Origin of the sequence: Natronomonas gomsonensis (assembly GCF_013391635.1) — an archaeon.
Lineage (GTDB): Archaea > Halobacteriota > Halobacteria > Halobacteriales > Haloarculaceae > Natronomonas > Natronomonas gomsonensis_A.
Genome location: NZ_JACAWU010000002.1, coordinates 83,595 through 109,209, shown reverse-complemented (window position 1 = coordinate 109,209; position 25,615 = coordinate 83,595). Strand labels below are relative to the sequence as shown.

At 64.7% G+C, this 25,615-nt stretch carries 25 protein-coding genes; 10 read left to right on the top strand and 15 right to left on the bottom strand.

Annotated elements, in window-relative coordinates; translation table 11 throughout:
* Positions 1-8: 8 nt before the first annotated feature.
* Positions 9-764, bottom strand: coding sequence for an SDR family NAD(P)-dependent oxidoreductase (locus HWX69_RS08760; RefSeq protein WP_178916746.1), 756 nt, complete (start codon positions 762-764; stop codon positions 9-11).
* Positions 765-856: 92 nt separating this feature from the next.
* Between HWX69_RS08760 and HWX69_RS08755 the strand changes: the two genes are divergently transcribed.
* Together HWX69_RS08755 and HWX69_RS08750 are read left to right on the top strand one after the other, a co-directional pair.
* Positions 857-1,141 (top strand): DNA-directed RNA polymerase subunit L, encoded by a 285-nt coding sequence (locus HWX69_RS08755; RefSeq protein WP_178916745.1) that lies wholly within the window; start codon positions 857-859, stop codon positions 1,139-1,141.
* A 51-nt stretch (positions 1,142-1,192) separates the two neighbouring features.
* The gene (locus HWX69_RS08750) at positions 1,193-1,948 is read left to right on the top strand and encodes a rhodanese-like domain-containing protein (protein ID WP_178916744.1); all 756 of its coding nucleotides are present in this window, start codon (positions 1,193-1,195) and stop codon (positions 1,946-1,948) included.
* Here HWX69_RS08750 and hisF read toward each other — a convergent pair whose 3' ends face one another.
* The 3 genes from hisF to HWX69_RS08735 all read right to left on the bottom strand — a co-directional run bounded on the left by hisF (position 1,949) and on the right by HWX69_RS08735 (position 4,757).
* The gene (hisF, locus tag HWX69_RS08745; protein ID WP_178916743.1) at positions 1,949-2,764 is read right to left on the bottom strand and encodes an imidazole glycerol phosphate synthase subunit HisF; all 816 of its coding nucleotides are present in this window, start codon (positions 2,762-2,764) and stop codon (positions 1,949-1,951) included.
* 74 nt (positions 2,765-2,838) lie between these two features.
* Positions 2,839-3,444: a LemA family protein gene (locus HWX69_RS08740; protein WP_178916742.1), complete on the bottom strand. Its 606-nt coding sequence runs from the start codon at positions 3,442-3,444 to the stop codon at positions 2,839-2,841.
* Between the two features lie 62 nt (positions 3,445-3,506).
* Positions 3,507-4,757, bottom strand: a complete 1,251-nt coding sequence (locus HWX69_RS08735; protein WP_178916741.1) for a DUF3592 domain-containing protein — start codon at positions 4,755-4,757, stop codon at positions 3,507-3,509.
* Positions 4,758-4,853: 96 nt separating this feature from the next.
* Here HWX69_RS08735 and HWX69_RS08730 point away from each other — a divergent pair, with 96 nt between their 5' ends.
* Together HWX69_RS08730 and HWX69_RS08725 are read left to right on the top strand one after the other, a co-directional pair.
* Positions 4,854-5,438: an MBL fold metallo-hydrolase gene (locus tag HWX69_RS08730; RefSeq protein WP_178916740.1), complete on the top strand. Its 585-nt coding sequence runs from the start codon at positions 4,854-4,856 to the stop codon at positions 5,436-5,438.
* Positions 5,439-5,532: 94 nt separating this feature from the next.
* Positions 5,533-5,913 carry a PaaI family thioesterase gene (locus HWX69_RS08725; protein WP_178916739.1) on the top strand — a complete coding sequence of 127 codons (381 nt, stop codon included), beginning with the start codon at positions 5,533-5,535 and terminating at the stop codon, positions 5,911-5,913.
* 38 nt (positions 5,914-5,951) lie between these two features.
* On the opposite strand, the gene HWX69_RS08720 is transcribed toward HWX69_RS08725, so the two are convergent.
* Positions 5,952-6,761: an ATPase gene (locus HWX69_RS08720; protein ID WP_178916738.1), complete on the bottom strand. Its 810-nt coding sequence runs from the start codon at positions 6,759-6,761 to the stop codon at positions 5,952-5,954.
* On the bottom strand, positions 6,758-7,021 hold the full coding sequence (locus HWX69_RS08715) for a DUF5827 family protein (protein WP_178916737.1): 264 nt from the start codon (positions 7,019-7,021) through the stop codon (positions 6,758-6,760). The genes HWX69_RS08720 and HWX69_RS08715 overlap by 4 nt, the downstream gene beginning before the upstream one ends.
* A 93-nt stretch (positions 7,022-7,114) precedes the next feature.
* Between HWX69_RS08715 and HWX69_RS08710 the strand changes: the two genes are divergently transcribed.
* Complete coding sequence (locus HWX69_RS08710) at positions 7,115-8,029, top strand: RAD55 family ATPase (protein WP_178916736.1); 915 nt, start codon at positions 7,115-7,117, stop codon at positions 8,027-8,029.
* 55 nt (positions 8,030-8,084) lie between these two features.
* Here the strand turns inward: HWX69_RS08710 and sod are convergent, their stop codons facing one another.
* The 4 genes from sod to HWX69_RS08690 all read right to left on the bottom strand — a co-directional run bounded on the left by sod (position 8,085) and on the right by HWX69_RS08690 (position 13,135).
* Complete coding sequence (gene sod / locus HWX69_RS08705) at positions 8,085-8,690, bottom strand: superoxide dismutase (protein ID WP_178916735.1); 606 nt, start codon at positions 8,688-8,690, stop codon at positions 8,085-8,087.
* Between the two features lie 156 nt (positions 8,691-8,846).
* Positions 8,847-10,235 carry a cryptochrome/photolyase family protein gene (locus HWX69_RS08700; protein ID WP_178916734.1) on the bottom strand — a complete coding sequence of 463 codons (1,389 nt, stop codon included), beginning with the start codon at positions 10,233-10,235 and terminating at the stop codon, positions 8,847-8,849.
* Positions 10,236-10,307: 72 nt separating this feature from the next.
* Positions 10,308-11,243, bottom strand: coding sequence for a thiamine pyrophosphate-dependent enzyme (locus tag HWX69_RS08695; RefSeq protein WP_178916733.1), 936 nt, complete (start codon positions 11,241-11,243; stop codon positions 10,308-10,310).
* Between the two features lie 2 nt (positions 11,244-11,245).
* Positions 11,246-13,135, bottom strand: coding sequence for a 2-oxoacid:acceptor oxidoreductase subunit alpha (locus tag HWX69_RS08690; protein ID WP_178916732.1), 1,890 nt, complete (start codon positions 13,133-13,135; stop codon positions 11,246-11,248).
* Positions 13,136-13,361: 226 nt separating this feature from the next.
* Between HWX69_RS08690 and HWX69_RS08685 the strand changes: the two genes are divergently transcribed.
* The 5 genes from HWX69_RS08685 to HWX69_RS08665 all read left to right on the top strand — a co-directional run bounded on the left by HWX69_RS08685 (position 13,362) and on the right by HWX69_RS08665 (position 20,088).
* On the top strand, positions 13,362-14,084 hold the full coding sequence (locus tag HWX69_RS08685; RefSeq protein WP_178916731.1) for a DICT sensory domain-containing protein: 723 nt from the start codon (positions 13,362-13,364) through the stop codon (positions 14,082-14,084).
* Positions 14,085-14,152: 68 nt separating this feature from the next.
* Positions 14,153-14,806, top strand: coding sequence for a TetR/AcrR family transcriptional regulator (locus HWX69_RS08680; protein WP_178916730.1), 654 nt, complete (start codon positions 14,153-14,155; stop codon positions 14,804-14,806).
* Between the two features lie 239 nt (positions 14,807-15,045).
* Positions 15,046-17,013 (top strand): COG1361 S-layer family protein, encoded by a 1,968-nt coding sequence (locus HWX69_RS08675; RefSeq protein ID WP_178916729.1) that lies wholly within the window; start codon positions 15,046-15,048, stop codon positions 17,011-17,013.
* Positions 17,014-19,479, top strand: coding sequence for an efflux RND transporter permease subunit (locus tag HWX69_RS08670; RefSeq protein ID WP_178916728.1), 2,466 nt, complete (start codon positions 17,014-17,016; stop codon positions 19,477-19,479).
* 63 nt (positions 19,480-19,542) lie between these two features.
* Complete coding sequence (locus tag HWX69_RS08665) at positions 19,543-20,088, top strand: DUF7504 family protein (protein WP_178916727.1); 546 nt, start codon at positions 19,543-19,545, stop codon at positions 20,086-20,088.
* Here HWX69_RS08665 and HWX69_RS08660 read toward each other — a convergent pair.
* The 5 genes from HWX69_RS08660 to HWX69_RS08640 all read right to left on the bottom strand — a co-directional run bounded on the left by HWX69_RS08660 (position 20,085) and on the right by HWX69_RS08640 (position 25,568).
* Entirely contained in the window at positions 20,085-20,876 is a 792-nt protein-coding gene (locus HWX69_RS08660) for an N-acyl homoserine lactonase family protein (RefSeq protein ID WP_178916726.1), read from the bottom strand. The two genes, HWX69_RS08665 and HWX69_RS08660, sit on opposite strands and share 4 nt — an antisense overlap.
* Positions 20,877-20,918: 42 nt before the next feature.
* Positions 20,919-22,073: an acyl-CoA dehydrogenase family protein gene (locus tag HWX69_RS08655; RefSeq protein WP_178916725.1), complete on the bottom strand. Its 1,155-nt coding sequence runs from the start codon at positions 22,071-22,073 to the stop codon at positions 20,919-20,921.
* A gap of 88 nt (positions 22,074-22,161) precedes the next feature.
* Entirely contained in the window at positions 22,162-23,811 is a 1,650-nt protein-coding gene (locus HWX69_RS08650) for a long-chain fatty acid--CoA ligase (RefSeq protein ID WP_178916724.1), read from the bottom strand.
* Positions 23,812-23,902: 91 nt separating this feature from the next.
* On the bottom strand, positions 23,903-24,559 hold the full coding sequence (locus HWX69_RS08645; RefSeq protein WP_178916723.1) for an O-methyltransferase: 657 nt from the start codon (positions 24,557-24,559) through the stop codon (positions 23,903-23,905).
* 49 nt (positions 24,560-24,608) lie between these two features.
* Entirely contained in the window at positions 24,609-25,568 is a 960-nt protein-coding gene (locus HWX69_RS08640; RefSeq protein WP_178916722.1) for a mechanosensitive ion channel family protein, read from the bottom strand.
* Positions 25,569-25,615 lie beyond the last annotated feature (47 nt).

Here is a 25,615-nt window from a genome sequence, read left to right as displayed (position 1 = left end):
GTGACAGTTCAACGAGCAGTCCACCCGCCGTCGACCGCCAGCGTCTCGCCGGTTGCATACGAGGCGAGGTCGCTGGCCAGAAACACCGCCGGCCCGGCGATTTCCTCGGGATCCGCAAAGCGGTTCAACGGGGTGCGAGCCTCGATGGACGCACGCAAGTCGTCGTTCTCCTGGAGGTCGGTCGTGAGGTCCGTTGCGACGTACCCCGGCGCCAGACAGTTCACCCGCACGTCGGGCGCCCAGTCGAGTGCGAGGCTCTTCGTCAGCCCGACCAGCCCGTGTTTGGAGGCGACGTAGGGGTGTTGCCGGGGAAGGCCGACGATTCCGCCGACCGAAGCGACGTTCAACAGGGTGCCGCCAGCGTCCTTCAGCGACGACTCGGCGGCGCGAGCACAGGCGAACGCCCCTCCGAGGTTCACGTCCAGCACCGAGTCGAATCCCTCCTCGGAGACGGCCGCCGGCGTTCCCAGTGCATCGTCGGGGTTGATACCGGCGTTGTTGACGACGATATCGATGCCGAGGTCCTCGGCGATGCGGTCGAAGCAGGCCTCGACGGCGTCGGTGTCGGCCACGTCGAGCGTTTCGACGCGGCTCTCGACGCCGCGGTCGCGAACCTCCTCGACGACTGTCTCGACGGCGTCTTCGGTCCGTGCCAGCGGAACGACGTTCGCGCCGGCGTCGGCGAACCCCAACGCGATTGCCCGGCCGATACCGCGGGAGCCACCAGTGACGACGGCAGTTCGCCCCGAGAGGTCGAGTTCCATACCGCCTCCGCGTCCGGCGCCAGCAAAAAGCCACCTACCGAAGCCAAGCGCCTTCGTAACGCTCATACGCCCGATACGTCTAAGGGTACCCAATGGAACTACGCGTCATCGAGAACTTGGAGAACGAACTGTCCATCGAGATTCAGGGCGAAGACCACACGTTCATGAACGTGCTGAAGGGCGCCCTGCTCGAAGTCGAGGGCGTCACGGCGGCCACCTACGACATGAACCCCGAGCAGTCCGGCGGTCAGACCGACCCAGTCGTCACGATCAAGACCGACGACACGATTGCACCCCTCGATGCACTCGAGGAGGCCACCGGCGGTGTCAAAGATAAAACCACCGCGTTCCGCGACGCCTTCGAATCCGCAGCCTGACTGCCGTTTCTCCCCGAAACCGCTTTGCATCTTCCACTCCGAGCGACGCGTATGCAGCGACGGAGGTTTCTCGTCTCGACCGGAGCCGCAACGGTCGCACTCGCGGGGTGTCTCGGCGGCAACGGCGACGGCGGAACGACCAACGACGGCTATCCGCCCGAATCCGACGACACCCCCGAACCGATGGCCGTCGACACGGACGCCTTCGAACGCATCGACGTCGAAGGGACCGCGGTACCGCTGGCGCCCATCGAAGTGACCTACAACTGGTATCGGCGGCGAGAGGCGCGCTTCGCCGACGCCCGCGGCGAGGGTCAATACGAGCGCGCCCACATCGAAGGCGCCGCCTGGAGTCCCGCACCGGAGGGCCGGACGAACGACCCCGTCGAGTCGTGGCCGCGCGAGGACCGCATCGTCTGTTACTGTGGCTGTCCACACCATCTCTCGTCGCTTCGGGCGGCCGCACTCATCGAAGCCGGCTACGAGAACGTGTACGTCATCGACGAGGGGTTCTTCGAGTGGCTCGAACGGGAGTACCCCGCAGTCGGCTCGGAGATACAGAACAGCGTCGACTCCTATACCATCGCCGGCCGAACCGACCCCGTCCACGCTGGAGCCACCGTCTACGCCGCTCACGAACCCACTGACCAACGGGAGGCCGCTTTCGTCGACGACGACGGCAGCTACGAGATGACGCTGCACTTCGGCGGACTCACCGAAGACAGCGAAATCCGACTCGAAACCCCGGAGTACGAACTCCTCGCACCGCTGTCGGAACTCACTGGCGGAACCGTGACAGAGCCGTAGTCAGATTCGCATCGGAATGCCCTGCTCGTCGAGGTACCGTTTGACCTCGTCGACAGAGTACTCCTCGAAGTGGAAGATCGAGGCCGCAAGCGCCGCGTCAGCGTTGGCTTCGGTGAACACCTCCTCCATGTGGGCGGGCGAGCCACAGCCCGAGGAGGCGATGACCGGCGTCGGGACGTTGTCACAGACCGCCTTCGTCAGCGGGATGTCGTAGCCGTCCTTCGTGCCGTCGGCGTCGATGGAGTTGACGAACAACTCGCCTGCGCCGCGGTCGGCCGCCTCGCGGGCCCACTCCACCACGTCGATGTCGGTTCCCTCGCGGCCGCCCTTGACGGTACACTCGAACCAGCAGGACTCGCCGTCGACCTCGGCGTAGTACTCGCCGGCCTCGTCGTAGCGCCGTCGAGCGTCGACGGAGATAACGATACACTGACTGCCGAAGGCTTCGGCACCCTCCTCGACCAACTCGGGGCGCTCTAGGGCGCCGGTGTTGATAGAGACCTTGTCGGCGCCGGCTCGCAGCGTCTCCTTGATGTCGGCTTTCGTCCGGATGCCGCCGCCGACGGTCAGCGGGATGAAACACTCGTCGGCGACCGCCGAGACGGTTTCGAGCATCGTCTCTCGACCCTCCGCAGAGGCCGTGATGTCGAGGAAGACGAACTCGTCGGCGCCCGCCTCGTTGTACTTCTTCGCGAGTTCGACGGGGTCGCCGGTGTACTCGAGGTCCTCGAAGTTGACCCCGGTGTAGACGGCGGCGTTGCCGTCGTCGTCCAAATCCACGTCGATACAGGGGATAATCCGCTTCGTGAGCGTCATTTGATAGGCGTCCGTACGACGCCCGTTCCTAAAAGGAGTCGGGAACTGACGCCGCCAATTCGACCATCGAACCCTCAGTCGGCGGCGGTGTCGGGGTCCGCGTCGCTGAACATCGTTCCGACATCCACGTCCTCGGTCTCGGATGCGGGTGGGTCGTACAGTTCGTGGGCGGTAAACCCGAGCGGCCCGGCTAACACGACGTACGGCATCTGTCGAATCAACTGATTGTGGGCCGTCACCGACTCGTTGTACACCTCCCGTCGGTCCGCGATTTGCTCTTCGATGCGGGCGATTTCGTCCTGAAGCGACTGGAGGTTCTGGACCGCCTGCGGTTCGGGGTGGTCCTCCGCCCGGACGTTCAGTTGTCCGAGCGCACCTTTGATGGTCTCTCCGGCCGCAGCCTCCTCTTCTGGCGTCTCGGCCCGCTGGGCCTGCTCGCGGGCTTCGACGATATCCGACAGCAGGTCCTCCTCGAAGTCCATCGCCCGCTGGGCCGTGTCGACGAGCTTTTCGAGGGCATCCTGCCGCTGTTTGAGCAACACGTCGATGTCCGCCCACGCGTTCTTGACCCGCTCGTCGACCCGGACGAGTCGGTTGTACAGCGAAACGACGTACGCCGCGACGACGGCGGCGGCGAGGACGACCACCACCGCACCGACAAGAGTGAGGACGTTTACCATGCTGTCCGAATGCAACGACCGGCGTTAAGAAACTTACCCGAAGGCGGGCCCGAGACCGGCAGCTACAGAACCGGCAGTTCGAGGCCGACCAACGGGCCGAACGTGCCGAGCAGCAATCCGACCCCGACGACGATGGCGACGACGCCGGCCGGGACGCGCCACAGCGCCCACCGTCGCTCCGAAACCAGTTCCGACTGTGGCTCGTCGGCAATCATGAACATCGGTTCCTGGGTCGCATCCCCCTCGGGCACCTTCCGAATGACGAGGTTTTCGGCGTTCGAAGTTCCACTGTCGGCCTCGGCTCTGGGCTGGACGGTCCCGAAGACGAACACGTCCTCGCCCGGCGTGATGAGGTTCTGTCGGTACTTCCGGTCGCCCTCGGAGGCCCCGGCCCCACTCGAGGATTCGGAAACCCGACTGACACCGCTCGTGGTGTCGATGAACGACGCTATCGGCCCGGGTGGCGTTTCATCGGCGTCGACCCGTATCGTCGTCTCGCCGTCCGGATCGATTTCGTAGCGGGCGTCGTCGTGCGGTTCGACCAGCACCGACCCCGTGCCGTCGTCGACGTAGAAGGGGACGCCGTCGAGTCCCGAGGCGACGTGGTTCCACGACCCGCTCTCGTCGTCGTCACCCTCGTCGTACTCCAGTACCTCCCACGTGGAGACGATACACTCCTCGTCGGAGAACGGTGCAGTCGCCGCCCCCGACGGGCCCGGGCGGGCGACGCCCGCGACCTCGGAGGGCCCCATCGACAGCGATTCTGCCTGCTCGGTCGGCGTATCCTCCATCAGTTCCCGCTGTTTTCGCCGCCTGAACCCCTTCCGGATGAGGAAGACGCCAGATACCAACACGAACAGCGCGTAGCCGACCGTGACGAGCCAGCCGCTCGGCCAGCCGTCGTTTCGGATGTACGCCTCACTGGCGTCGTTGGGGTTGTACTGGGCCTCGACCGACTGCCCGGCTTGATAGTCGCTGGCGACGGACTGGGCCCACGAGCGGGAGTCGCTCCACCGGCGGAACGACCCCGGGAAGACGTTGTCGTGGGTGTACGTCTCGCCGCCGACCGTGTAGCTGTACTCGACGACGGGCCGGTACTCGTAGTCGTCGGGGCCGTCGTCGTTCTCGATTACTCGGCGGTCGACGCCGGTCGATTCGACGGTAGCGTCGGTCGGTTGGTTCTCCTGTATCGCCAGATTGTGCTGGAGGACATGCGTCCCACCCGCCGCGCCCGCGATGAGGCCGACGACCAGCAACACGACGACGAACCCCAAATCCTTCTCCGCCCAGAGACCGTCCGTTGACCCCCGCATACCTCCTCACGAATGGGAGATAGTATAAATTCTGGCGTCGTTCGAACCCGTCGAGCGGTGGAAAGGCACAAACCGCCCGGCCGACAAGCGCCGGCAATGACCACCGTACGGAACATCGCACAGGGGGTTCGCTCCTTTACGAGCAACGCCTTCCTCGTCGACGGCGAGCGGACCGTCCTCGTCGATGCCGGCAACGACTTCGACGCCGTCGAGCGAATCGAATCCGCCGGGACGGGCCTCGATGCCCTCGTGTTGACCCACACCCATCCCGACCACGTCGGCAACGTCGGGGCTGTCGTCGACGCTTTCGACGTCGACGTGTGGGGGTTCGACCCCGAACACGAACTCGTCGATCACGCCATCGACGATGGGGACACCCTCACCATCGGCGACGACGACCACCTCGCGCTGCACACGCCCGGCCACAAAAACGACCACCTCTGTCTGTACTCACGGGAGGGGGGCATCCTGTTCGCCGGCGACCTCGTCTTCGCCAACGGCGGGTTCGGACGAACCGACCTCGCAGAGGGCGACCGCGAGGCGCTCGTCGAGAGCATCGATTACCTGCTGGAGACCGTCGACGACGACCTCGAAGCGATGTACGTCGGCCACGGGCCGGCCGTCGAGACCGACCCGCTGTACCACATCGAACTCGCCGCCCAATCCGCACGGATGGGCTGAACCTTCCTATCGGGGCCGCGACGAGAGAGAAACGCACGGAGCCACCTCCGTTTCGTGGGTATATTTAACACAGCACTCGCCGAGTTATGGAGTCATGCCGTCAGGAACGCCACAGGGATTTTCCGACCTCGTTGGTCTGGAGTTCACCGATATCGAACCCGGGTACAGCCGCGGCGTGGTCGAGGTGTCCGACGACCTGAAGAACCCCCACGACGTCGTTCACGGCGCCGTCCTGTACGCGATGGCCGACACCGGCATGGGAGGGGCGCTGTACCCCAAACTGGACGAAGGCCAACGCTGTGCCACCATCGAAGTCAAAATCAGTTACTTCGAACCCGTCCGTTCGGGCGACGTGATATGTGAGACGGACCTCCTCCGGGACGGAAAGTCAGTCGCATATCTCGAATCCGAACTGCGCAACGACGGGACCGTCGTTGCGCGGGCCAGCGGCTCGTATTCCGTGTTTACGCCCTAAGGAAAACGGAATTCACTGGCGATTCAACGTCTGTCCGGCTACACCGCCGCCAACAACTCATCGTAGGTGTCGGCGTAAGCGTTGGCGACGATACCGGGGTCCTCGCGCTCCCGGCCGGACAGCGCCGGCAGCGTCGCCGTCGACAGCGGGTCGAGTAACTCGACGACGTGTTCGACGCGCTCTTCGAGGCGCCCCTCGTGGGCGCTGCCGCTTGCAACGTCGCAGGCCTTCGCGTAGCGCTCGCCGTCGAAGATTCGACAGCGGCGCGGTTCGACCACCGCGACGGCGTCGGGGACGAACGCCGACAGCGGTCGGGCGATGTCGGCGTAGGATTCGACGACGGCGGACTCGCGTTGGTCGATTTCCTCACCCAGCGCGTCCAGCGCCGGGGCGTGGAGTTCGGCCATCAGGCCGTTGAGTTCCGGCAACGACTCGACGTGGGGGGCGTCTTCCAGCGGGAGGTGTCGTTTCGCCGCCGGCGGTATCTCGATTGTACCGTTGACGACGTAGCGGTCTCCGTCGGATTGCGTGATGCGGTCGACGACGAACGCCCGCCCCTCTCGGCCGAGCAGTCCCTTTCCGGAGCCGGGACGTGGAATCCACAGCCGATGGATGGGGTTGATTGCCTCAGGGTCGATGTCCCCGGGCGAGGCGGCGGCGAGTCGTTTCGAGTCCTTGCCGTACAGTCGCCCGTCGGCGACGGCCCGTCGGTAGTCGTCGTGGTCGTACCAGTAGCCGTTGCCCGCTCGCGGCTTGAACCCGCGGGCGCCGGTGCGTTCGATGAGCCCCGAGGTGAACGTCGTCTTGCCGGCGTCGACTTCCGCTGAACCGGCGACGAGCAGTTTCATGCGAGGCCGTAGTACCCCGGTTCGTCGTCGGCAGCGGGTTCGGCGAAGACGAACGACTCGCTATGGTCGAGCATCCACGGGATGGCCCAGTTCAGCAAGATATCTTCGGTCCCGGGGTCGAGGTCGCGGTCCGGTTCGACCCCCTGCAACAGACGGGCGATTTCGTAGACGGTGTAGAGCTGGTCCGGTTCCAGTACCTCCTCGGGGTCGTAGAACTCGAAGTCGCGGATGTCGTCGAACTCCTCACGCGGTCGTGGCATAGCCGCCGGTAGGTGACCGGCCCTTTTATGCGTTCGTTACCCGCGACGAGGGGCCCCAAAACACGTTTGCGTCTCGGATGTTTCGTCGGCAGTATGAGCCCATCGTCGTCGACGGAGGCGCGCCGCATCAGCGAGGAAGTGTCGTATATCCCGTTCGGGGTTCGTGGACTCGACGGGCCGCTCCGGGGCATCCCCACGGGGAGTTCGGTGTTGCTCGCCGGCGCCCCCGACGCGGGCGGTGACCCCTTCACGTACACGAGTCTCGCGCGATTGATGGCCGCAAAACACGCTCCCGAACAGGTCCCCAGCCAATTGAGCGACCGTGCCGAGCACATCCCCGAATCGGTGACGTATCTGACGCTCTCACACGACCGCGAACACGTCTACAGCGCGATGGACGCCGTCCTCAGCGACGAGCAGTTCGACGTACTCGCCGACCACACCACCGTCGCCGACTTCTCACAGCGGTTCATGGACCTGTTGCCGGTTCCCGAGGGACTGTACAACGCCAGACGGCGTGACGAGGACATCGAAGAATCCGAGGAGGAACATCACGAGACGGTCGTGGAATCGGAGCCCGAACCGGAGACGTTCCAGGAGTTCCTCGACGACCTCAGCGACCGACTCGTGGATGCCTCCGACGACCTCATCGTCGTCGATTCGCTGTCGGACTTCGAACGAGCGACGGAGTTCGGCCTCACGACGGGCAGCGAACTCGCCTTTCTGATGGGGTTGCGAGAGGCGGTCGTCAACTGGGGTACCGTCGCCTACGTCAAGTTGGACCGACGGGCAGGGTCTGTCCGGGAGGACACGACAATCAACGGACTGCTGCACGGCTCTGTGTACTTCTACTCCAACGACGAGGGCTATACGACCTACCGAACCGTCCGAGTCGGTTCCTTCGGCGGCGCACTCGACACCGAGCGACAGGAGGTGTTCGACTCCATCGTCGACGACGACGGCTTCCGGGCGAAGGCGACGAAGAAGGTCGGCCGAAAACACTGGTAGCGCTGTCGCTACGGACGATGCCGCTCGAAAAAATATCGATGGTGTGACTACGGTTCTACTGCTGGATGGCCTTCTCGTACTGCTCTGCGACGTTGTCCCAGTCGACGACGTCGAAGAAGGCGTCGATGAAGCTTCCGCGGTCCGGACCGTAGTCGTAGTAGTAGGAGTGCTCCCAGACGTCGAGCGCGAGGATGGGGTGGCTGCCCCAGAGGGCACCCTGGTCGTGCTTGTCGACGACGAGGTTGCGCAGTTGGTCGGCAACCGGGTCGTAGACGAGCAGGGCCCAGCCGCCTGCGGCGCCCGCGGCAGCCTCGAACTCGCCCTTCCAGCCCTCGTAGGAGCCGAAGTCCTCGGCGATGCGGTCGGCGAGGTCGCCCGAGGGCTCCCCACCGCCGTTGGGGTCCATGTTCTCCCAGAACAGCGTGTGGAGATAGTGACCGCTACCGTTGTGGGTCACGTTGCGGATGGCGCCGCCGGACGAACCGAAGTCGCCGGCTTCGCGGTTCTCCGCAAGCGTCTCCTCGGCCGACTCGAGACCGTTTACGTAGCCCTGGTGGTGGGTGTCGTGATGCCACGTCAGGACCTGCTCGGAGAGGGACGGTTCGAGCGCGTCGTAGTCGTACGGGAGCGGCGGCAGTTCGGGATTGGAATGTTCGGGCATTTATATCGACCTCTAATTACACTAATCGTCTGGATAGCTGTTAAAACTTCGTGGAAGGGTGGTACCACACCACACGAGATAGACCACCAGACTGCGGCCGGTTGGGGTTCCGTTACCGGAGACACCGCTCGCTGTTTGCGGGTTCGTTCGCGTTGCTCAGTCGTCCTCGCCCCTCGCCCGCTCGAACATCGCCAACGCCTCCTCGCGGCGCTCGCTGTGGTCGACTATCGGGGCGGGATAGTCGGGTGCGGCGTTGGCCCGCTGTGTCGGCGAACACTCGTGCCAGGAGTGGACGATTTCGGGGTCGACATCGCGGAGTTCGGGTACGTACTCGCGGATGTACTCGGCGTCGGGGTCGTAGCGTTCGCCCTGCGTCATCGGGTTGAAGATGCGGAAGTACGGTTGGGCGTCGGTGCCCGTCGAGGCGGCCCACTGCCAGCCGCCGTTGTCGTTCGCGGTATCGTGGTCGACCAACTGCTCTCGGAAGTGGTCGTAGCCGTGCCGCCAGTCACAGCGGAGGTCCTTGGTCAGGAACGAGGCGACTATCATGCGCACGCGGTTGTGCATGAACGCCTCCTTGCGCAGTTGTCGCATCCCCGCATCGACGATGGGATACCCCGTCTCACCGCGTTTCCACGCCGAAATCAGTTCCTCGTCGTCTTCCCACTCGATGTCGTTCTCGTACGACTTGTAATTCTCCGTCACCACCTCGGGATTGAAGTAGAGGACGTGGGTGTAGAACTCCCGCCACGCCAACTGCGAGCGGAACTCGGTGACCGACTCGCGCTTCTCGCCGGAAACCGAATCCCGAACCTCCCGAACCAGTTCGTCCACCTCCCGGATGCCGATAGTGCCGAACTTCAGATGCGGTGAGAGCCGCGAGGTACAGCCATCGGCGGGATAGTCCCGTCGCTCGTCGTAGCGGAACACGTCCGCATCGAGGAACGCATCGAGTCGCCCCCGAGCAGCCTCGGTGCTCGCGGGGGGAACGTCGGCGGACGGCTGCTCGAACCCCAACTCCGCAAGCGTCGGAATCGGCTCGTCGTCGGTTGCCTCGGCGAACGCAGGCGCCGCTCGGGGGTCGTCCTTCTCGCGGTCGCGCCACTTCTTCCAGAAGTAGGTGTACACCGAGTACGGGTCGCCAGCGTTGGTCGTGATGGAACCGGGTTCGTGACAGATGGCGTCGTGGAACTTCTGTGGCGTCACGCTATCATCTTTCAGTTCCTCGGAGACGTGGTCGTCGCGCCGCTGTGCCAGCCCGGAGTAATCGCGGTTCCAGGAGACGACATCGGCGCCGTGGTCGGCGGCCAGCGCCGGCAGCACCGTCGCCGGGTCGCCGTGGCGGACGAACAGCTCCGAGCCGCGGTTTCGGTAGGCCTCGCGCAACGACTCGAGGGCGTCGAGCATGAATGCCACCCGTGGTGGGGCGGCGTGGGCCAGAACCTCCTCGTCGAAGACGAAGACGCCAGCCGCCGGGTCGGCGGGGTCGGCGAGGCCGCGGTTGTCGGCGACCCGGAGGTCCCGCCGGTGCCAGTGTAAACGCATTGTCGAGAAGTCGAACGGTCGAGGTGTAAAGTTCGGGGTCCCGGCGGTTTGCGGGAGTTTGAAGCAGGCCCGCTACTTGTGGGCGTCGAGCAGGTCGTAGCTGCGCTCCCACTCGTAGTCGTCGTCGTGGTAGCGTTCGGCCAGCGGCTCGTCGGGCATCTCGCCGACGGAGCGCTTCTCGGAGCCGTAGGAGTGGCGGTCCTCGTCGTGGTAGAACCGACCAGTCAGCACTTTCCCCTCGTACAGCGCCGACTCGGTCTCGTACATCATCTCGGCGGCTTCCTTGCGGTCCGTGATGTCGAAGTCGTAGTCGTCGTTTTGCTGGACGTCAACGTAGGGGACGTACTGTTTGGCGTCCTTGTTCCAGGTCGGACACTGGGTGAGGAAGTCGACGTGAGCGAAGCCGTCGTGTTCGATGGCCTCGGTGAGGATTTCCTGTGCCTGGTTCGGATTGACAGCGGCGGTTCGGGCGATGTAGGAAGCTCCCGAGGTCAGCGCCAGCGACAGCGGGCGAATCGGGTCCTTCGCCGACCCGTGGGGTTGGGTCTTCGATTTGTGACCCTTCGGGCTGGTGGGCGAGGTCTGGCCCTTCGTCAGCCCGAAGATCTCGTTGTTGAACACGATGTAGGTCATGTCGTGGTTCTCCCGAGCGGTGTGCATGAAGTGGTTGCCACCGATGCCGTAGCCGTCGCCGTCGCCGCCCGCGGCGACGACTTCGAGGTCGGGATTGGCGAGTTTGGCCGCCCGTGCGATGGGCAGCGACCGCCCGTGGATGGTGTGGAAGCCGTAGCTCTCGAAGTAGCTGCTCAGTTTGCCCGAACAGCCGATGCCCGTCGCGAGCAGTATCTCGTCGGGGCTCTTTCCGAGGTCGGACATGGCACCTTTCAGCGACTTCAGGACGGCGAAGTCACCACAGCCGGGACACCACGTCGCCTGTGGCTCGATGCCGGGCGTGAACTCCTCGCGCTCTACCTCTCGGTTCTCTCCGATTGCGTTGAACGCACTCATAATCAATCACCTGCCGCGGGGACGAACTCCGTCGTCGGCGCGGGTTCGTCGCCCTCGATAATCGCTTCGAACCCCTCGACGACCTCGTGAGGCTCGAAGGGGTCACCGTTGTACTTCAGCAGACTGTTCAGTTTCGGCCCGAACCGCCCCAACTCCTTCTGTATCAGCCCGCGGAACTGCGCGGAGCCGTTCATCTCGACGACCATCGCCTGCTCGACCGACTCGAGGAACTCGGTCATCTCGGCCTCTGGGAACGGCATCATGTCCGAGACGCCCATCGCGCGCACGTCGTGACCGGCGTCGGTCAGCCGGTCGAGGGCTTCGAGGACGGTCCCCTGCTGGCTGCCGAAGGTGATGATGCCGTAGTCGGCGTCGTCGGGGCCGTGATACGTTTGATGGCTCGATTCCTCGGCGTCGAGTTCCTCGCGGATGGATTCGAGCTTCCGTCTCCGTCGACTGAGTTGTGCGACCCGGTTGTTCGGGTCTTCGCTGATGTGTCCCTCGGGAGTGTGTTCGTTACCGGTCGCGAGGAACCGGCCGTCCTTCTGGCCCGGAATTGACCGGGGCGAAACGCCCTTGTCGTTGTCGGGGTCGTGTTGGAACCGCTGGAACTTTCCAGAGGCGTGGTGGGCGGCTTCGGCGATTTCCTCCTCGGTGAGCGTGGCCCCGAGGTCGGGGTTCGGCTCGCGGTCGAAGAAGGACTCGTCGACGTTCCGGAGTTCCCCGGAGAGTTTCTGGTCGTAGAGGACGATAGCCGGCAGTTGGTAGTCGTAGGCGATTCGGAAGGCAGCACGGGTCTGGTCGTAGGCTTCGGCGACGTTGCCGGGCGCGAAGACGACCCGACAGGAGTCGCCCTGACTCGTGTAGAGGACGTGTTCGAGGTCGGCCTGTTCGGGTTTCGTCGGCATCCCCGTCGAGGGGCCGGCCCGCATCGCCTCGACCAACACGACGGGCGTTTCGGTCATCTCCGCGAGACCGAGCGGTTCCGACATCAGCGCGAAGCCGCCGCCCGAGGAGCCGGACATGGCCTTCACGCCAGCGTGGGAGGCGCCGAGCGCCAGCGCCGCGGCGGCGATTTCGTCTTCGACCTGCTCGGAGATGCCGCCGATTTCGGGGAGGTGTTGGGTCATCAGCGTGAACACCTCCGTCCACGGCGTCATGGGGTAGCCGGCGATGAACCGACAGCCCTCGTCGATTGCGCCGTAGGCGATGGCGTTCGACCCCGAGAGCAACACCTGCTCTTCGTCGTGGCTTCCCGTGGGCATCCGGAGGTCGTGGGAGAACTCCATCTCCTCGACCTCGTCGTACACCATCTGGAGGATGTCGAGGTTCGCCTGGAGCACCTCGCCGCTCATCCGGTCTTCCATGAGCCCCTGGATGTGCTCCATGTCGTATTCGAGGAGCGCCGCGGTCGCACCGACGCCGGCGGTGTTGCGCATCACTTCCCGGCCGTGTTCGCGTGCGATGGCCCGGAGGTCCATCGGGTAGACGTGCCAGCCGTTCTCCTCGACGCGCTGTTCGAAGTCGGGTACGTCTTCGATGTCGACGAGCCCTTCGTCGTAGACGATGACGCCGCCCTCACGGAGTTCGTCGAGGTTCTCGGCGAGCGGTTTCACCTCCTCGTTGCCGTAGTAGGCGTCTTCCTGTGGATTGCGGGCGAAGGAGTCACCCAGCGCTAACAGGAAGTTGTAGCCGTCGCCGCGGGAGCGTACCGGTTCGGGACCGGCACGGATTTCGACGTACGTGTGGCCGCCGCGGATGCGCGACGGGTAGTGTCGATGGGTGAATACGTCCAGTCCCGACCGCATCAGCGCCTTCGCGAAGTTCTGGCTCGTCGAGTCGATTCCGTCGCCGGAACCTCCCGCGATTCGCCAGACGAGTTCCTGTGTCATATCTATCACTGCGCCCACGTCGGGCGCCTTACCGTGGGTTGGTCGGCCGCGGACTAAAGCGTTTGCTACGTATTAGCATGGATTAATAATGATAAAGGTGTTTAAACACCGCCGAGGTGGTTGGGTTTTGGTCGGGACGTGACACTCGAGGTGGCCGAGCGCGGGCCGTCCGTGACGACGCGACCACAGGCTTATTACTCGGAATTGCGTGGTAAACCTAGAGCGAATGTCTCTCAGCGAGCTTATTACGGGGGTCGAGGACCACGAGAAGCGGCTCACGGTTTACAACGCACCCGACAGCGCCGCTTCCTCGCTCCGGGAGCAGTTCCGAGACCGGAACCTCTCGGTGTCAGCCGAGCGGACGCCCAGCGGCAAGCCCACCTCGTTCGTCGTCCTCTCCGAGGACGACACGTTCGTCACGGCTGCGAACCTCCAGGAGGTGCTGGACCCGGACGACAGCGAAACCGACCCGGGGTTCGACGGCGAGGCGTACCGCCCCATCCTCGACCATCTCGACGAGACGATGTTCACCTCCTACGACATCGAGCAGATGGTCGCCGCCTCTCGGGAAATCGAGGACCGCGCGTGGCGCGTCGGGAAGGGGACGCTCCACTCGGGGTTCCAACAGCTCTCCATCCTCGAAGACCAGATGGACATCTACGAGCAACTCGCCGAGAAGGGGAGTCTCAACGTCCACGCCTACGGTGCTCCGGACACCGACGTGCCGGAACACGACACCGACCTCACGATTCACGTCGAACGTGCCGACGAGATCGAGCGGTCGTGGTTCGTCGTCTACGACGGCGCCGGCGTCAACGTCAACAAGTGTGCGCTGCTCGCCGAGGAGCGGGAACCGCGTGCGTTCTACGGCTTCTGGACCTACGACCCCGACACGGTCGATTGGATCATCGACCACCTCGAATCGACGTACGGCCTCGTCGAGCAGTAGATGACTCCCAACGGACTCGGTGGAACGGACCGACAGACCGTCCCCGAGACAGCAGCCAGTAGATAGCCATGCCCCACGAACCAGTCGAAATCTTCCCGTCGGACCCGGAGGACACCCGCCAGTCGATAATGAGGGCGACCTACGGAATCCTCTGTGTGCGCGGCTACGACGGCCTCTCGATGCAACGCGTCGCCGACCGGGTCGGCATCAAGAAAGCGTCGCTGTACTACCACTACGACGGGAAGGACGACCTGCTGAAGGCGTTTCTCGATTTCCTGACGGAGCGGCTGGTCGACGTGTTTCCCCTCGATGAACACGGCGACGCCGAACAGGACCTCCGGACCGCCCTCGACTCGTTTTTCCTGAACGTCTCCGATGCCGCCGGCGACGAGGAGGCCACGTTCATGACGCCCGATTTCGCCCGCGCGTACGTCGAACTCCGAGCCCAAGCGGCACACGACGAGGCCTACCGACAGCACTTCACCGAGAGCGAACGGCGCATCGAGGCCGAACTGGCCGGCTTGATCGACCGCGGTATCGAGGAGGGCGTCTTTCAGCCAGTCGACAGCCACGGTGTCGCCGAATACTTGCTGTACAACATCGAAGGAGTCATCTTCCGTGCAGCGACCAGCGACGAAGGAGCACTCGAATCGGCGCGCACAGAACTGGATGCGTATATCGACAGTCGTCTCGTGGCCGACGGCGAGGGCAGTCGGGTGTGACCCGACGGTCGTGGAGAAACGCCGGAATCAGAACCCATAATTACCTACCGAACGGTAGGTAGTCCATGAGCCGAATCCGTCGCGAAGCCGACGGCGACCGACCCCAGCGGGAACCGGGACCGAACGGAGGCGGAACCCCCCACGAGAAGCGGCATCGGAAAGCGGCTGCTTCCGACGTGCGGACGGGTTCTCCCCTCGTTGGACGGGTAACTAAGTGGACAGCGGGACTGTATCGATGTATGTCCCCACCGGAAGCGTCCCGCATTGCCGCTGTCGTCCTCTCGATTGCCCTTTTTGCCTCGGTTTTCGCGCCACTTTTCGCCGCGCCGGCCGCCGCCAACGTCACCGGCGAACCAGAAATCTCGCTCACCGCCGGCGACAATCGCCTCTCCGCAGGTGAGACGACGCAACTGCAGGTGAGCGTCATCAACCGCGGCGAGATACAGTCGGGGAGCAGCAATCCTCAGGTGGAGCAACGCGCCACGACGGCCCGTGGGCTGACCATCGAACCGCTCGACGACGGCCCAATCACTGCTCGAAGCGGTGAAACCGCCGTCGGGAACGTCCAAGACGGCGCCGCGATACCCGAGGTAGTTCAACTCACCGTCGCCGAGGATGCCGACCCCGGAACCTACGAGGTCCCGGTTCGGGTCCGATACAAGTACACGCCGTTCGTGGGCGAACGCGGTGGTTTCTCACAGCGCGACGAGAGCGTCAGCGTCCGCCGCACCGTCGAAGTCGTCGTCGACGAGGAGGCCGACTTCGAGATTCGAGACGTGAGCGCCCCCGCCCCGGGCGACAGCGGGGCCGTCGAACTCGATTTGACGAACACGGGTGAGGCAGCCGCCAACGACGCGGTCGTCAGCCTCGAATCGCTCACTGAGGACCTCCAGTTGGGCACTTCGGGCTCCAGTGAAGCCTACGTCGACCGCTGGGAACCCGGCGAGAACCGAACCGTCACGCTGTCAGGGAGCGTCACCGACGGCGCCGGCATCCGGGCGTTACCGGCATCGCTGTCGGTCGAGTACACCGACGACGACGACGTGCCGTTCACGAGTCGTTCGACGGTCGGTGTCACCCCCGACACCGGCGGCGTCCTCGCCGTCGCCGAAGTCGATTCGACGGCCGGTCCCGGCGAGCAAGGCGAAATCGGCATCACGCTCGAACACACCGGTGAGGAGTCACTCGAGGACGTAACAGTCGACCTCACTTCCCGGGAGGCCGGGTTCACGTTCGGCGCCGCGAGCAACTCGGCCAGCGCCTACATCGGTAGCATCGCACCGGGCGAACAGCGCACTGTGACCGTCGGCGGGCAGTTCGCCGAAAACGCACGCACCCGTGGGTACGCCGTCGATATGGCCATCGGCTACGACACCGGCGAGACGACCGGCGCGACCCAGCGTAACACCGTCGGCGTCGCCCCCGACGACGATCAGACGTTCACCTTCGAGAACGTCGACTCCTCACTCCGGGTCTCACAGGACGGAACGCTCCGCGGGACGTTCACCAACGTGGGCCCCAACGCGGTCGAAAACGTCGTCGTGACGCTGGACCCACCGAACCAGAACGTCGAAGTGCTCGAACCTCAGGTCGCGTTGGGCGACCTCGATTCGGGCGAATCGGTCGACGTTTCCTTCGACGTGGAGGTCGCGAGCGCAGCCCGCTCGGGACCGCGGCAGTTCTCGCTTCGGACGAACTACGAGACGCTCGACGACGACGAACGGCAGGCCGACGCGATTCAGTTCCGCCAGTCGGTCGAGCCGCGCCGCGATGTCTTCGGCGTCGAGGCCCGGAACACGAACGTCTCGGCGGGCGAAGAGAGCCGTATCGTCCTCGCCGTGACGAACCAGCGAAACGAAACCGTCACCGACGTGTCGGCGAAACTGTTCGCCTCCTCGCCGCTGTCGACGAGCGACGACGAGGCATACATCGACGAACTCGAACCCGGCGAGACGGTCGAGGTGCCGTTCCGCGTGTCGGCGTCCGGGTCGGCGATGCAGAAGGACTACCCGGTCTCCGTCGACTTCCAGTACGTCGATTCGTCCGGTGAGACGCGGCTCTCGGAGAGCTATCGCGTACCAGTCTCGGTCCAGGAGTCCAGCGGCGGGCTGTTCGGGTCGGTTGCCCCCACGAGCGCACTCGGGTTCGCCCCGCTGTTGCTCGTCCCGCTCGCACCGCTGGCACTGCGGCTCCGTCGGCGGCGATAGATGGCGGTCGACTACCAGCCGTACATCGACCGGCTCGACCACTACATCACCGAACGGCCGGGGACGGTCATCATCGCGTTCCTGCTGGTCACGGGGCTGTTCGTGGTCGGTCTCGGTGGCGTCTCGACGAGCGCCGGCACCCAGCAGTTCGCCGAGAACACGCCGGCACAGGAAGCGCTCGACGAGGTCAACCAGAAGTTCTCGCCGGCGTTCGGCGCCGACAGCGGCAGCACCCAACTGATACAGGACAGCGAGAACGTCCTCTCGCGGGACGCGATGCTCCGGATGCTGGAGGTCCAAGAGCAGATGGCCGACCGGCCGGGGTTGCGCGTCTCGAGTACCTCGAGCGCCGCCGGCATCGTCGCCCAGCAACTCGACCCACAAGCGACGACGCCCGAACAACAACAGCAGGCCATCGAGGCGGCGACCGACACCGAGATACAGCGTGCGGTGCGACGGGCAGACGAGACGAACCCGCGTTTCTCCGGGCTGTTGTCGAACGACTACAATCGCCAGTCGGCATCGGCGTCGGCGACTATCGGCGTCGTGAGCCACGACATCCCGTCGGGGCTCTCCAGTAGCGCGGGACAGGGTGGCTCCAGTCCGTTGACGCCGATTCAACAGGAGGCTCGAACTATCGCGAACTCGGTCGGGAGCGACATCACGGTCTTCGGTGCCGGTATCACCGCCGCGGAATTCGGCGCCGTCATCGGCGACACCCTCGCGCTCGTCATCCCGGCGGCGGTGTTGCTCATCACGCTGTTCCTGTTCGTCGCCTACCGCGACCTCGCCGACCTGCTTTTGGGCGTGGTCTCGTTGCTCATCGCCTTGGTTTGGACGTTCGGGTTCATGGGGCTGGTCGGCATTCCGTTCAGCCAGATACTGATTTCGGTGCCACCGCTGCTGTTGGCGGTCGGTATCGACTTCGGCATCCACGCGGTGAACCGCTATCGCGAAGAGCAGGTCAAGGGGTTCGGCATCGTCGAGTCGATGTCGACGACGACCGACCAGGTGTTGGTCGCCTTCTTCATCGTGACGGGGACGACCGTCATCGGCTTCCTGGCGAACCTCACGAGCGACCTCCCGCCGATACGCGAGTTCGGCATCGTCGCCGCCGTCGGCATCGTGTTCACCTTCCTGGTGTTCGGGATATTCCTGCCGGCGGCGAAGGTGAAACTCGACCACGCTCGAGAGCGGTACCCGATTCCGACGTTCGCCACCACGCCCCTCGGTTCGGAGGGGTCGATGCTCGGCGGCTTCCAGACCATCGGCGTCAAAATCGCCCGAATCGCCCCGATTGCCTTCGTCGTCGCGCTGTTGCTCGTCAGCGGTGTGGCCGCCGGCTACGCGACCGGCATCGACACCACCTTCGAGGACGAGGACTTCCTCCCGCCGGAGAACCCACCGGGGTACTACGACTACGTCCCCGAACCCCTCGCGCCGGGTGAGTACACCGTCACAGCGACCATCAGCTTCCTCGAAGAGAACTTCGAATCCGGACAGACCGACACGGTGACGGTGTACGTCGAGGGGCCGATAGAACAGCCAGCGGCGCTCGAATCGATGCGTCGTGCCGGCGAGGACCCACCCGATGCCTTCGTCCGGGACGGCCGGTACGCCTCCGAGACGAGCATCATCACGGTCATCGACGACCACGCCGAGCGCGACCCCGAGTTCCGGCGCCTCGTCGACCGCAACGACATCGACGACGACGGGGTTCCCGACCGGAACCTCGGCGACGTGTACGACTACCTGTACGACTCTCCGGCGAGCGGACAGGCCGCCCAGTACATGACCGAAGACCGCCGGAGTGCCCGAATCGTCTACTCGGTGGAATCCGACGCTACCCAACAGGAGATTACGAACGACGCCCGGGACATCGCCGACCGCCAGCGTTTCGATGCGACGGCGACCGGCAACACCGTCGTCTTTCAGGCCGTCTCCGACATCATCCTCCAGTCGGCCGTCGTGAGCCTTGCGGTCGCCCTCGGTGGAACCGCCGTCTTCCTCGTGTTCATCTACTGGCTGTTGCTCGGGCGTGCTTCCCTCGGCTTGGCGAACATCGCGCCCATCATCGTGACCGTCGCGATGGTCGCCGGGTCGATGCGGCTGTTCGGCCTGTCGTTCAACGCCTTCACCGCGACCATCCTCGCGATTACCATCGGTCTCGGCATCGACTACTCGGTCCACATCGTCCACCGTTTCGCCGACGAGTACGAGGAACGCGACCGCGGCGTCTACGAGGCACTCGAGAAGACCGTCCGCGGCACCGGCGGGGCGCTGACCGGGAGCATGCTGACGACGGTGTTCGGCATCGGCGTGCTGGTGTTGTCTATCTTCCCCGCCATCGGCCAGTTCGGCGTCCTCACCGGGATGTCGGTCTTCTACTCGTATCTCGCCTCGCTGTTCGTGTTGCCGTCGGTGCTGGTCATCTGGGCGCGGGTGTTCGACGACGCCTCGGCGTGAGAAAACAACGGCACTTCGACGTGCAGAAAACACTTTGCGTGGCGTCTTCGTAGGAGAGAACACGTGGCATCTATCTCCGAGTGGCTCGCCGGCGAAGCCAGCAGCTACATCCTGTATGCGCCACCCATGGGCGGCGTGACGGCGTTCAGCAACGCCGTCGGCGCCGACCGAGCCGACGAGACACTGCTCGTCTCGGCGACACACGGCGAGGACGCGACGCCGACCGAGGCGACGGCGTCGCTGTCGTCGGTGCTCTACTGTACGCCGACGAGCGACGGCGTGAGCACGCCGGGAGACCTGACGGGGATTTCGATGCCCGTCTCGGAGTTCCTGAAGCGCTCGTCGTCCCCGGCCGTCTTCATCGACTCGGTGACGACGCTGTTGTACTACGCCGAGGACGCCTCCGTATTCCGGTTTCTCAGCGTACTGACGGCCCACATCCGCCGCAACGACGGCCTCGGCGTGTTCGCGATGACGCCCGACGCCCACCACGAACAGACCGTCCGAACGTTCGAACAGTTGTTCGACGGCCGCATCGAACTCGACGCCGACGGCGAGCGCGCCCGAGTCGACGCACCGGGCGCCCCCGAAGGCTGGCAGCCGCGCTAGAGCCCGTCGCGAATCCGCTCGAACTGCTCGGGGTCGTGGCCGTAGATGACGCGGGCGTCGTAGCGCCGTTCGAGGTCCTTCAGGAACTCGCGGCTCTCCTCGTAGGCGCGGGAATCGTACAGCAGGCTGGCGCCCATCGACCGTCCTTCCTCGTAGTTGGGCGCGAGAAACGCCTCGTCACCGGCGACGAGGACGTTCTCCCGGCGTTCGCGTTCGAACAGCGCGCCGAGCAGTCCGGGGGTGTGTCCCGGCAGGTGCAGTAACTCGACGCCGTCGAACAGTTGGTATCGCGGCTGGTCGACGACTTGCCAGTTCAACTCGTGGTCGAAATCGGAGGCGAGGTAGGCGTTGCCGCCAGCCGTCGATTTCGCCGACAGGTAGGCGTGTTCGAGTTCCCGGCGGTGGACGTAGATGGGCACGTCCGTTCCATCGAAGTGATACAGGCCGCCGGCGTGATCGAGATGGAGGTGTGACTGAATCACACAGTCGATGTCCTCGACCGCGTAGCCGACATCCGAGAGGGCGGTTTCGAGGTCCCGGTCTTCGGCGTCGGGGTGGGCGAAGGCTTCGTACAGCGGGCCGGGCCAGTAGCCGTCGGCCGCCTCCGGGTGGGAGCCGGTGTCCCACAGAATCGTCGCCTCGGGGTGGTCGACGACGAGGTTCCAGACGGCGAACTCGGTGTACTGGAGGTCGGGGTTGGGGTCGCTGTGGACGGCGGCGACTTCGCCGTCCAAAGCGAAGTTCAAATCAGCGTGGATACGGCCACGGTCGAGGACGTCAATGTCCATACGCCCGTTAGGGGCGCCCCCTCAAAGAGCCTTGTCGCGTCGCTACCACTGGGCCTGCCCGAAGATGAGGTTGCGCTGAATCTCGTTTGCGCCCTCGTAGATGACGGGAATCCGAACGTCGCGGTACACACGGGAGATGCGGTTCTCGACCAGCACCGAGCGGCCGCCGTGGAGCTGCATCCCGCGTTCGGCACACATGTTCGCCGTCTCGGTGGATTTCACCTTCGCCTGTGCGGCCCACAGGCCGGCGTTGTCCTTCTCGGCAACGCGGTCGGCCGCTTGCCAGTTGAGCGTCCGGGCGGCGTTGAATTCCGTCAGCATGTCCGCGAGGATGTGTTGGACCTTCTGGAACTCGCTGACGTTGCGGTCGAAGGCCTTCCGGCCGTGGACGAAGTCGGCGGTCTCTTCGATGGCCGCTGCGGCCAGGCCGAGGCCGTGACCGCCGACGACGACGCGGCCGTAATTGAAGAACTCCGCGAGCATGTAGAAGCCAGTTCCCTCGGCGCCGATGATGTTCTCCTCGGGGATGCGTGCGTCGTTGAACTCGATGTGGGCCTGTTTGGAGGCGCGGAACCCCATCTTCTCGGGGATATGTTCGGCGTCGTAGCCGTCGGTGTCGGTGGGGACGATAAACAGCGAGAAGTTGCTGTAGGGGTCGTCCGAATCGTCGCCGGTCCGGGCGTACACCGTGACCCAGTCGGCTTCGACGCCGTTGCCGACCCAGTACTTCTCGCCGTTCAGTACCCACTCGTCGCCGTCTTTGTCCGCGGTGGTCTCCATGCCCGCGAGGTCCGAGCCGGTTTCGGGTTCCGAGACGGCCAACCCCGACAGCTGGTCGTTCTCGGCGACCGGCCGGAGGTACTGCTCTTTCTGTTCCTCGGAGCCGTATTCTTCGGTGATTTTCGTCCCGAAACTCGCCAACTGTAGCGTCAGGGCGATACCGGCGTCCGCGCGGTAGAACTCCTCGGCGATGGCGAGTATCTCGTGGACGTCGAAGCCGCGACCGCCGTACTCCTCGCCGATGTCCTGTGCGACGAGGCCGGCGTCCATCCCGGCCTCCAGTACCTCCCAGGGGTACTCACCGGTCTCGTAGTAGTCGGCCGCGTTCGGCTCGATGTACTCGGCGGCGAACTCCCGGGCCTCCTGTTTGACCGCTCGGGCGTGCTCCGGAACGACGGTTTCGTCTAACAGTTCCATGCTACCTCTACAGTAGGTCTTCCAGCGTTAAATATAGAGCGCCGGCTATTGCCTGTCGGAAAGAAAATTGGGGAAAGAGTTTCCGGTACTAGTCGTCGTCCGGGGCGGCTTCCTCGGGGACGCTTCCCTCGACGAGCGACCCGTCGGTGTACCGTTCGCGGATGTCCTTCTTCGAGAACTTGCCCGTGGCGGTTTTCGGTACCTCGTCGATGTACTCGATGGCGTCCGGCAGCCACCACTTGGGGTAGTCCTCACGCAGGAGGTCCATGATTTCCTCGTCGAGAGTGTCCGTGTCGGCATCCTCGCCGGCAACGACGAAGGCAACCGGCCGCTCCTGCCACTTCTCGTGGGGGACGCCAACGACGGCGGCCTCGGCCACGTCGTCGTGGGCCATGATGGCGTTCTCCAACTCGACGGAGGAAATCCACTCCCCGCCGGATTTGATGACGTCCTTCGCGCGGTCGACGATTTGGATGTACCCCTCGTCGTCGACGGTGACCACGTCACCGGTTTTCAGCCAGCCGTCCTCGAAGTCCTCCTCGTTGGCCTCCGGCCGCATGAAGTACTCCTTGGTGACCCACGGGCCGCGAACCCACAGTTCGCCGAACTCCTCGCCGTCCCAGGCGATTTCCTCGTCGTTCTCGTCGATGACCTTGAACTCGATGCCGGGGACCATCAGTCCCTGCTTCTTGCGGTGTTTCAGTTGCGTCTCGTAGTCGGCGTCCTGCAGGCCGCCCTTCAGTTGGGAGACCGACCCCAGCGGCGACATCTCGGTCATCCCCCACGCGTGGAGCAGTTCCACGTCGCGGTCGTCGAACCACCGAATCATCGACTCCGGTGCCGCGGAGCCGCCGACGATGACCGTATCCAGCGTCGAGAGGTCCACGTCGTTGTCCTCGGCGTAGTCCATCAGGCCGAGCCAGACGGTGGGAACGCCCGCCGAAATCGTGACGCCCTCCTCCTCGATGAGGTGGACGATGTCCTCGGGGTCCGGCGATGGGCCGGGATAGACGTGTTTCGCACCCGCGGCCGTCGCCGTAAACGGCATCCCCCACGCGTTGACGTGGAACATCGGGACGACGGGCATCACCACGTCCTCGTCGGCCATCGGGATGCCTTGTGGCGTCAGCGTCGCCATCGTGTGGCTCCACAGCATCTTGTGGGTGTACTCGACGCCCTTCGGGTTGCCCGTCGTCCCCGAGGTGTAACACATGCCGGCGGGCTGGTCCTCGTCGAGGACCGGCCAGTCGTACTCCGTGGAGTGACCCTCGACGAACTCCTCGTAGGGGGTCGCATCGAGCGTCTCCGTCTCGGTCGAGGACATCACGACGAAGTCGACGCCCTCGAACTCGGGAGCGTCGGCGGCCGCTTGCGCCAGTTTCGGCGCCAGCGAGTCGTCGACGAAGATGAGCTGGTCGTCGGCGTTGTCGACGATGTACTGGATGTGCTCGTCGGGCAACAGCGGGTTGATGGTGTGTAGCTGAGCGCCGATGGTCGGCACCGCGAAGTACGTCTCGAAGTGCCGGTGGTGGTTCCAACAGAACGTCGCTACGCGGTCGCCCTCCTCGATGCCGTGGGCCTCGAGGGCGTTGGCGAGTTGCGCCGTTCGGTCGTCGTATTCGCTGTACGTGTACCGTTCGATGCCTTCGTGTGTCCGTGAGACGATTTCCTTGTCCGGATACAGGTTCGCCGCACGCCACAGGAAGGGTCGAAGCGTCTGGTCAGTGCCTCCTGGCATAGCTGTCAGTACGAACGACCGTGACTTGGTTCTTGCCACGTCGAATCATGTCACTACCGGCAAAAACAGACGAGAGGTTACCGATTGACGTTTACGCGACGCGGCGTGTCACCGCCACCCCCTCACCGAGCGGCAGCAGCGTCGTCTCGAAGGCGTCGTCCGAACGGACGTGGTCGAGGTAGGCCGCGACCCCGGTCGCCATGTCGTTGTCCGACTCGCCGCCCTCGACGACGAGGCGGTGTATCTCCTCGAAGTCGAAGGGACCGGCGGTCATGTTGTCGGCGACGACGACACCGCCGACCGGAACCTTCGAGCGGACGGCTTCGAAGGCCTCGACGTAGCGGTCCTTCTCGTTGTCGATGAGGACCAAATCGAAGGGACCGTCGTAGTCGTCGACGATGTCGATAGCGTCGCCCAACTCGAAGCGAGCGATGTCCTCGAAGCCGCCCGCCGCGAGGTTCTCACGGGCGTCGTCGAGTTCATCGACGTCGATTTCGGTGAGGACGATTTCGCCGTCGTCGGGAAGCGCTCGCGCGAACCAGTAGGCGGAGTAGCCGTACCCCGAACCGAACTCGAAGACGCGTTCGGCACCGACGAAGCCGGCCAGCTGCTGGAGCCAGCCGCCGACGGCTGGGCCGACGGTCGGAAAGCCGGTCTCCTCGGCGCGGTCGTCCATCGCTCGCAGTACGTCGTCCGGTTCCGGGCCGACGGTCGCGGCGAACGTCTCGATGTCGTCAGGGACAGTCATACCCGCGTCGTCGTCGGGCGCGACGAAAAGCGTGCGGGTGGCCGGCGAATCAGCGACTCCGACTCACCGGGAACGCCACCCGGTCGGGGTTGTCGTTCATCCGCCCGAGGATGCGCTCGTACAGTTCGTTGCGGACCCGAGAGCCCTGCCGTGGGTGGACGAGATACCGCAGTCGCAACTCCACCCACGACTCCTGTTGGACGACGTTCACCGTCGGACGGTCTCGCACTTCGAGTTCGACAGGGGTCTCGGCGAGTCGCTCCCGGTAGGCTGCGATGCGCTCGGCCATCCGGTCTCCGAGGTAGTCGTCGGCCTCCTCGACCATCAGTTCCCGTGCGAATTCGAGGTCGGTCTCGAAGGCGACCTGTACGGTCAGTTCGTTCCAGACGAACGGGAACCCCTCCCAGGAGTAGTTGTGGACGTGCGAGGAGAGGACGACGCTGTTGGGGAGCGTGATGATGCGTCCGGAGGGCTGGTGTGAGGAGACCAATTCGCCGTTGATTTCCCACAGCGTCGTCACGAGGAAGTCGACCTCGACGACGTCGCCTTTCGACCCCTCGATGGAGACGCGGTCGCCGACCTGATACGGCCGCTTGACCATGATGTAGAACCAGCCGATGAGCGAGAACAGCGGCTGTTGGAGCGCGAAGGTAACCGCGAACCCGACGATACCGAGCGAGAACAGCAGGCCGACGTACTGTCGGGTGGCGACCGCTAACACGCCGACGAGGGCGGCGGCGATGAACACGAACCGGAGGACGTTCCGGAGGTCGTGCAGACGGCGCTTGTTCGTCGTCCGCGAGGCCGCGAAGCCGAACACGAGGAGGTACGCACCGTAGGCGGCGAATCCGACCGCCGCGACGAGCAACCCCTGTGCGAGGAGTACGTCCAGCGGCACCTCGAAGTAGGTTCCCGACAGCGGGGCGAAGGCGAATCCCCGGACTGCTCCAGAGGCGGCGGTGAAGAGGCCGGCGAGCAACAGCAACCCGTAGCCGAGACGACGGTTCACGCCCGAACGTCGGCGGCGGAGTTTAAAAAGGTGGCAGCCGTCTCGAC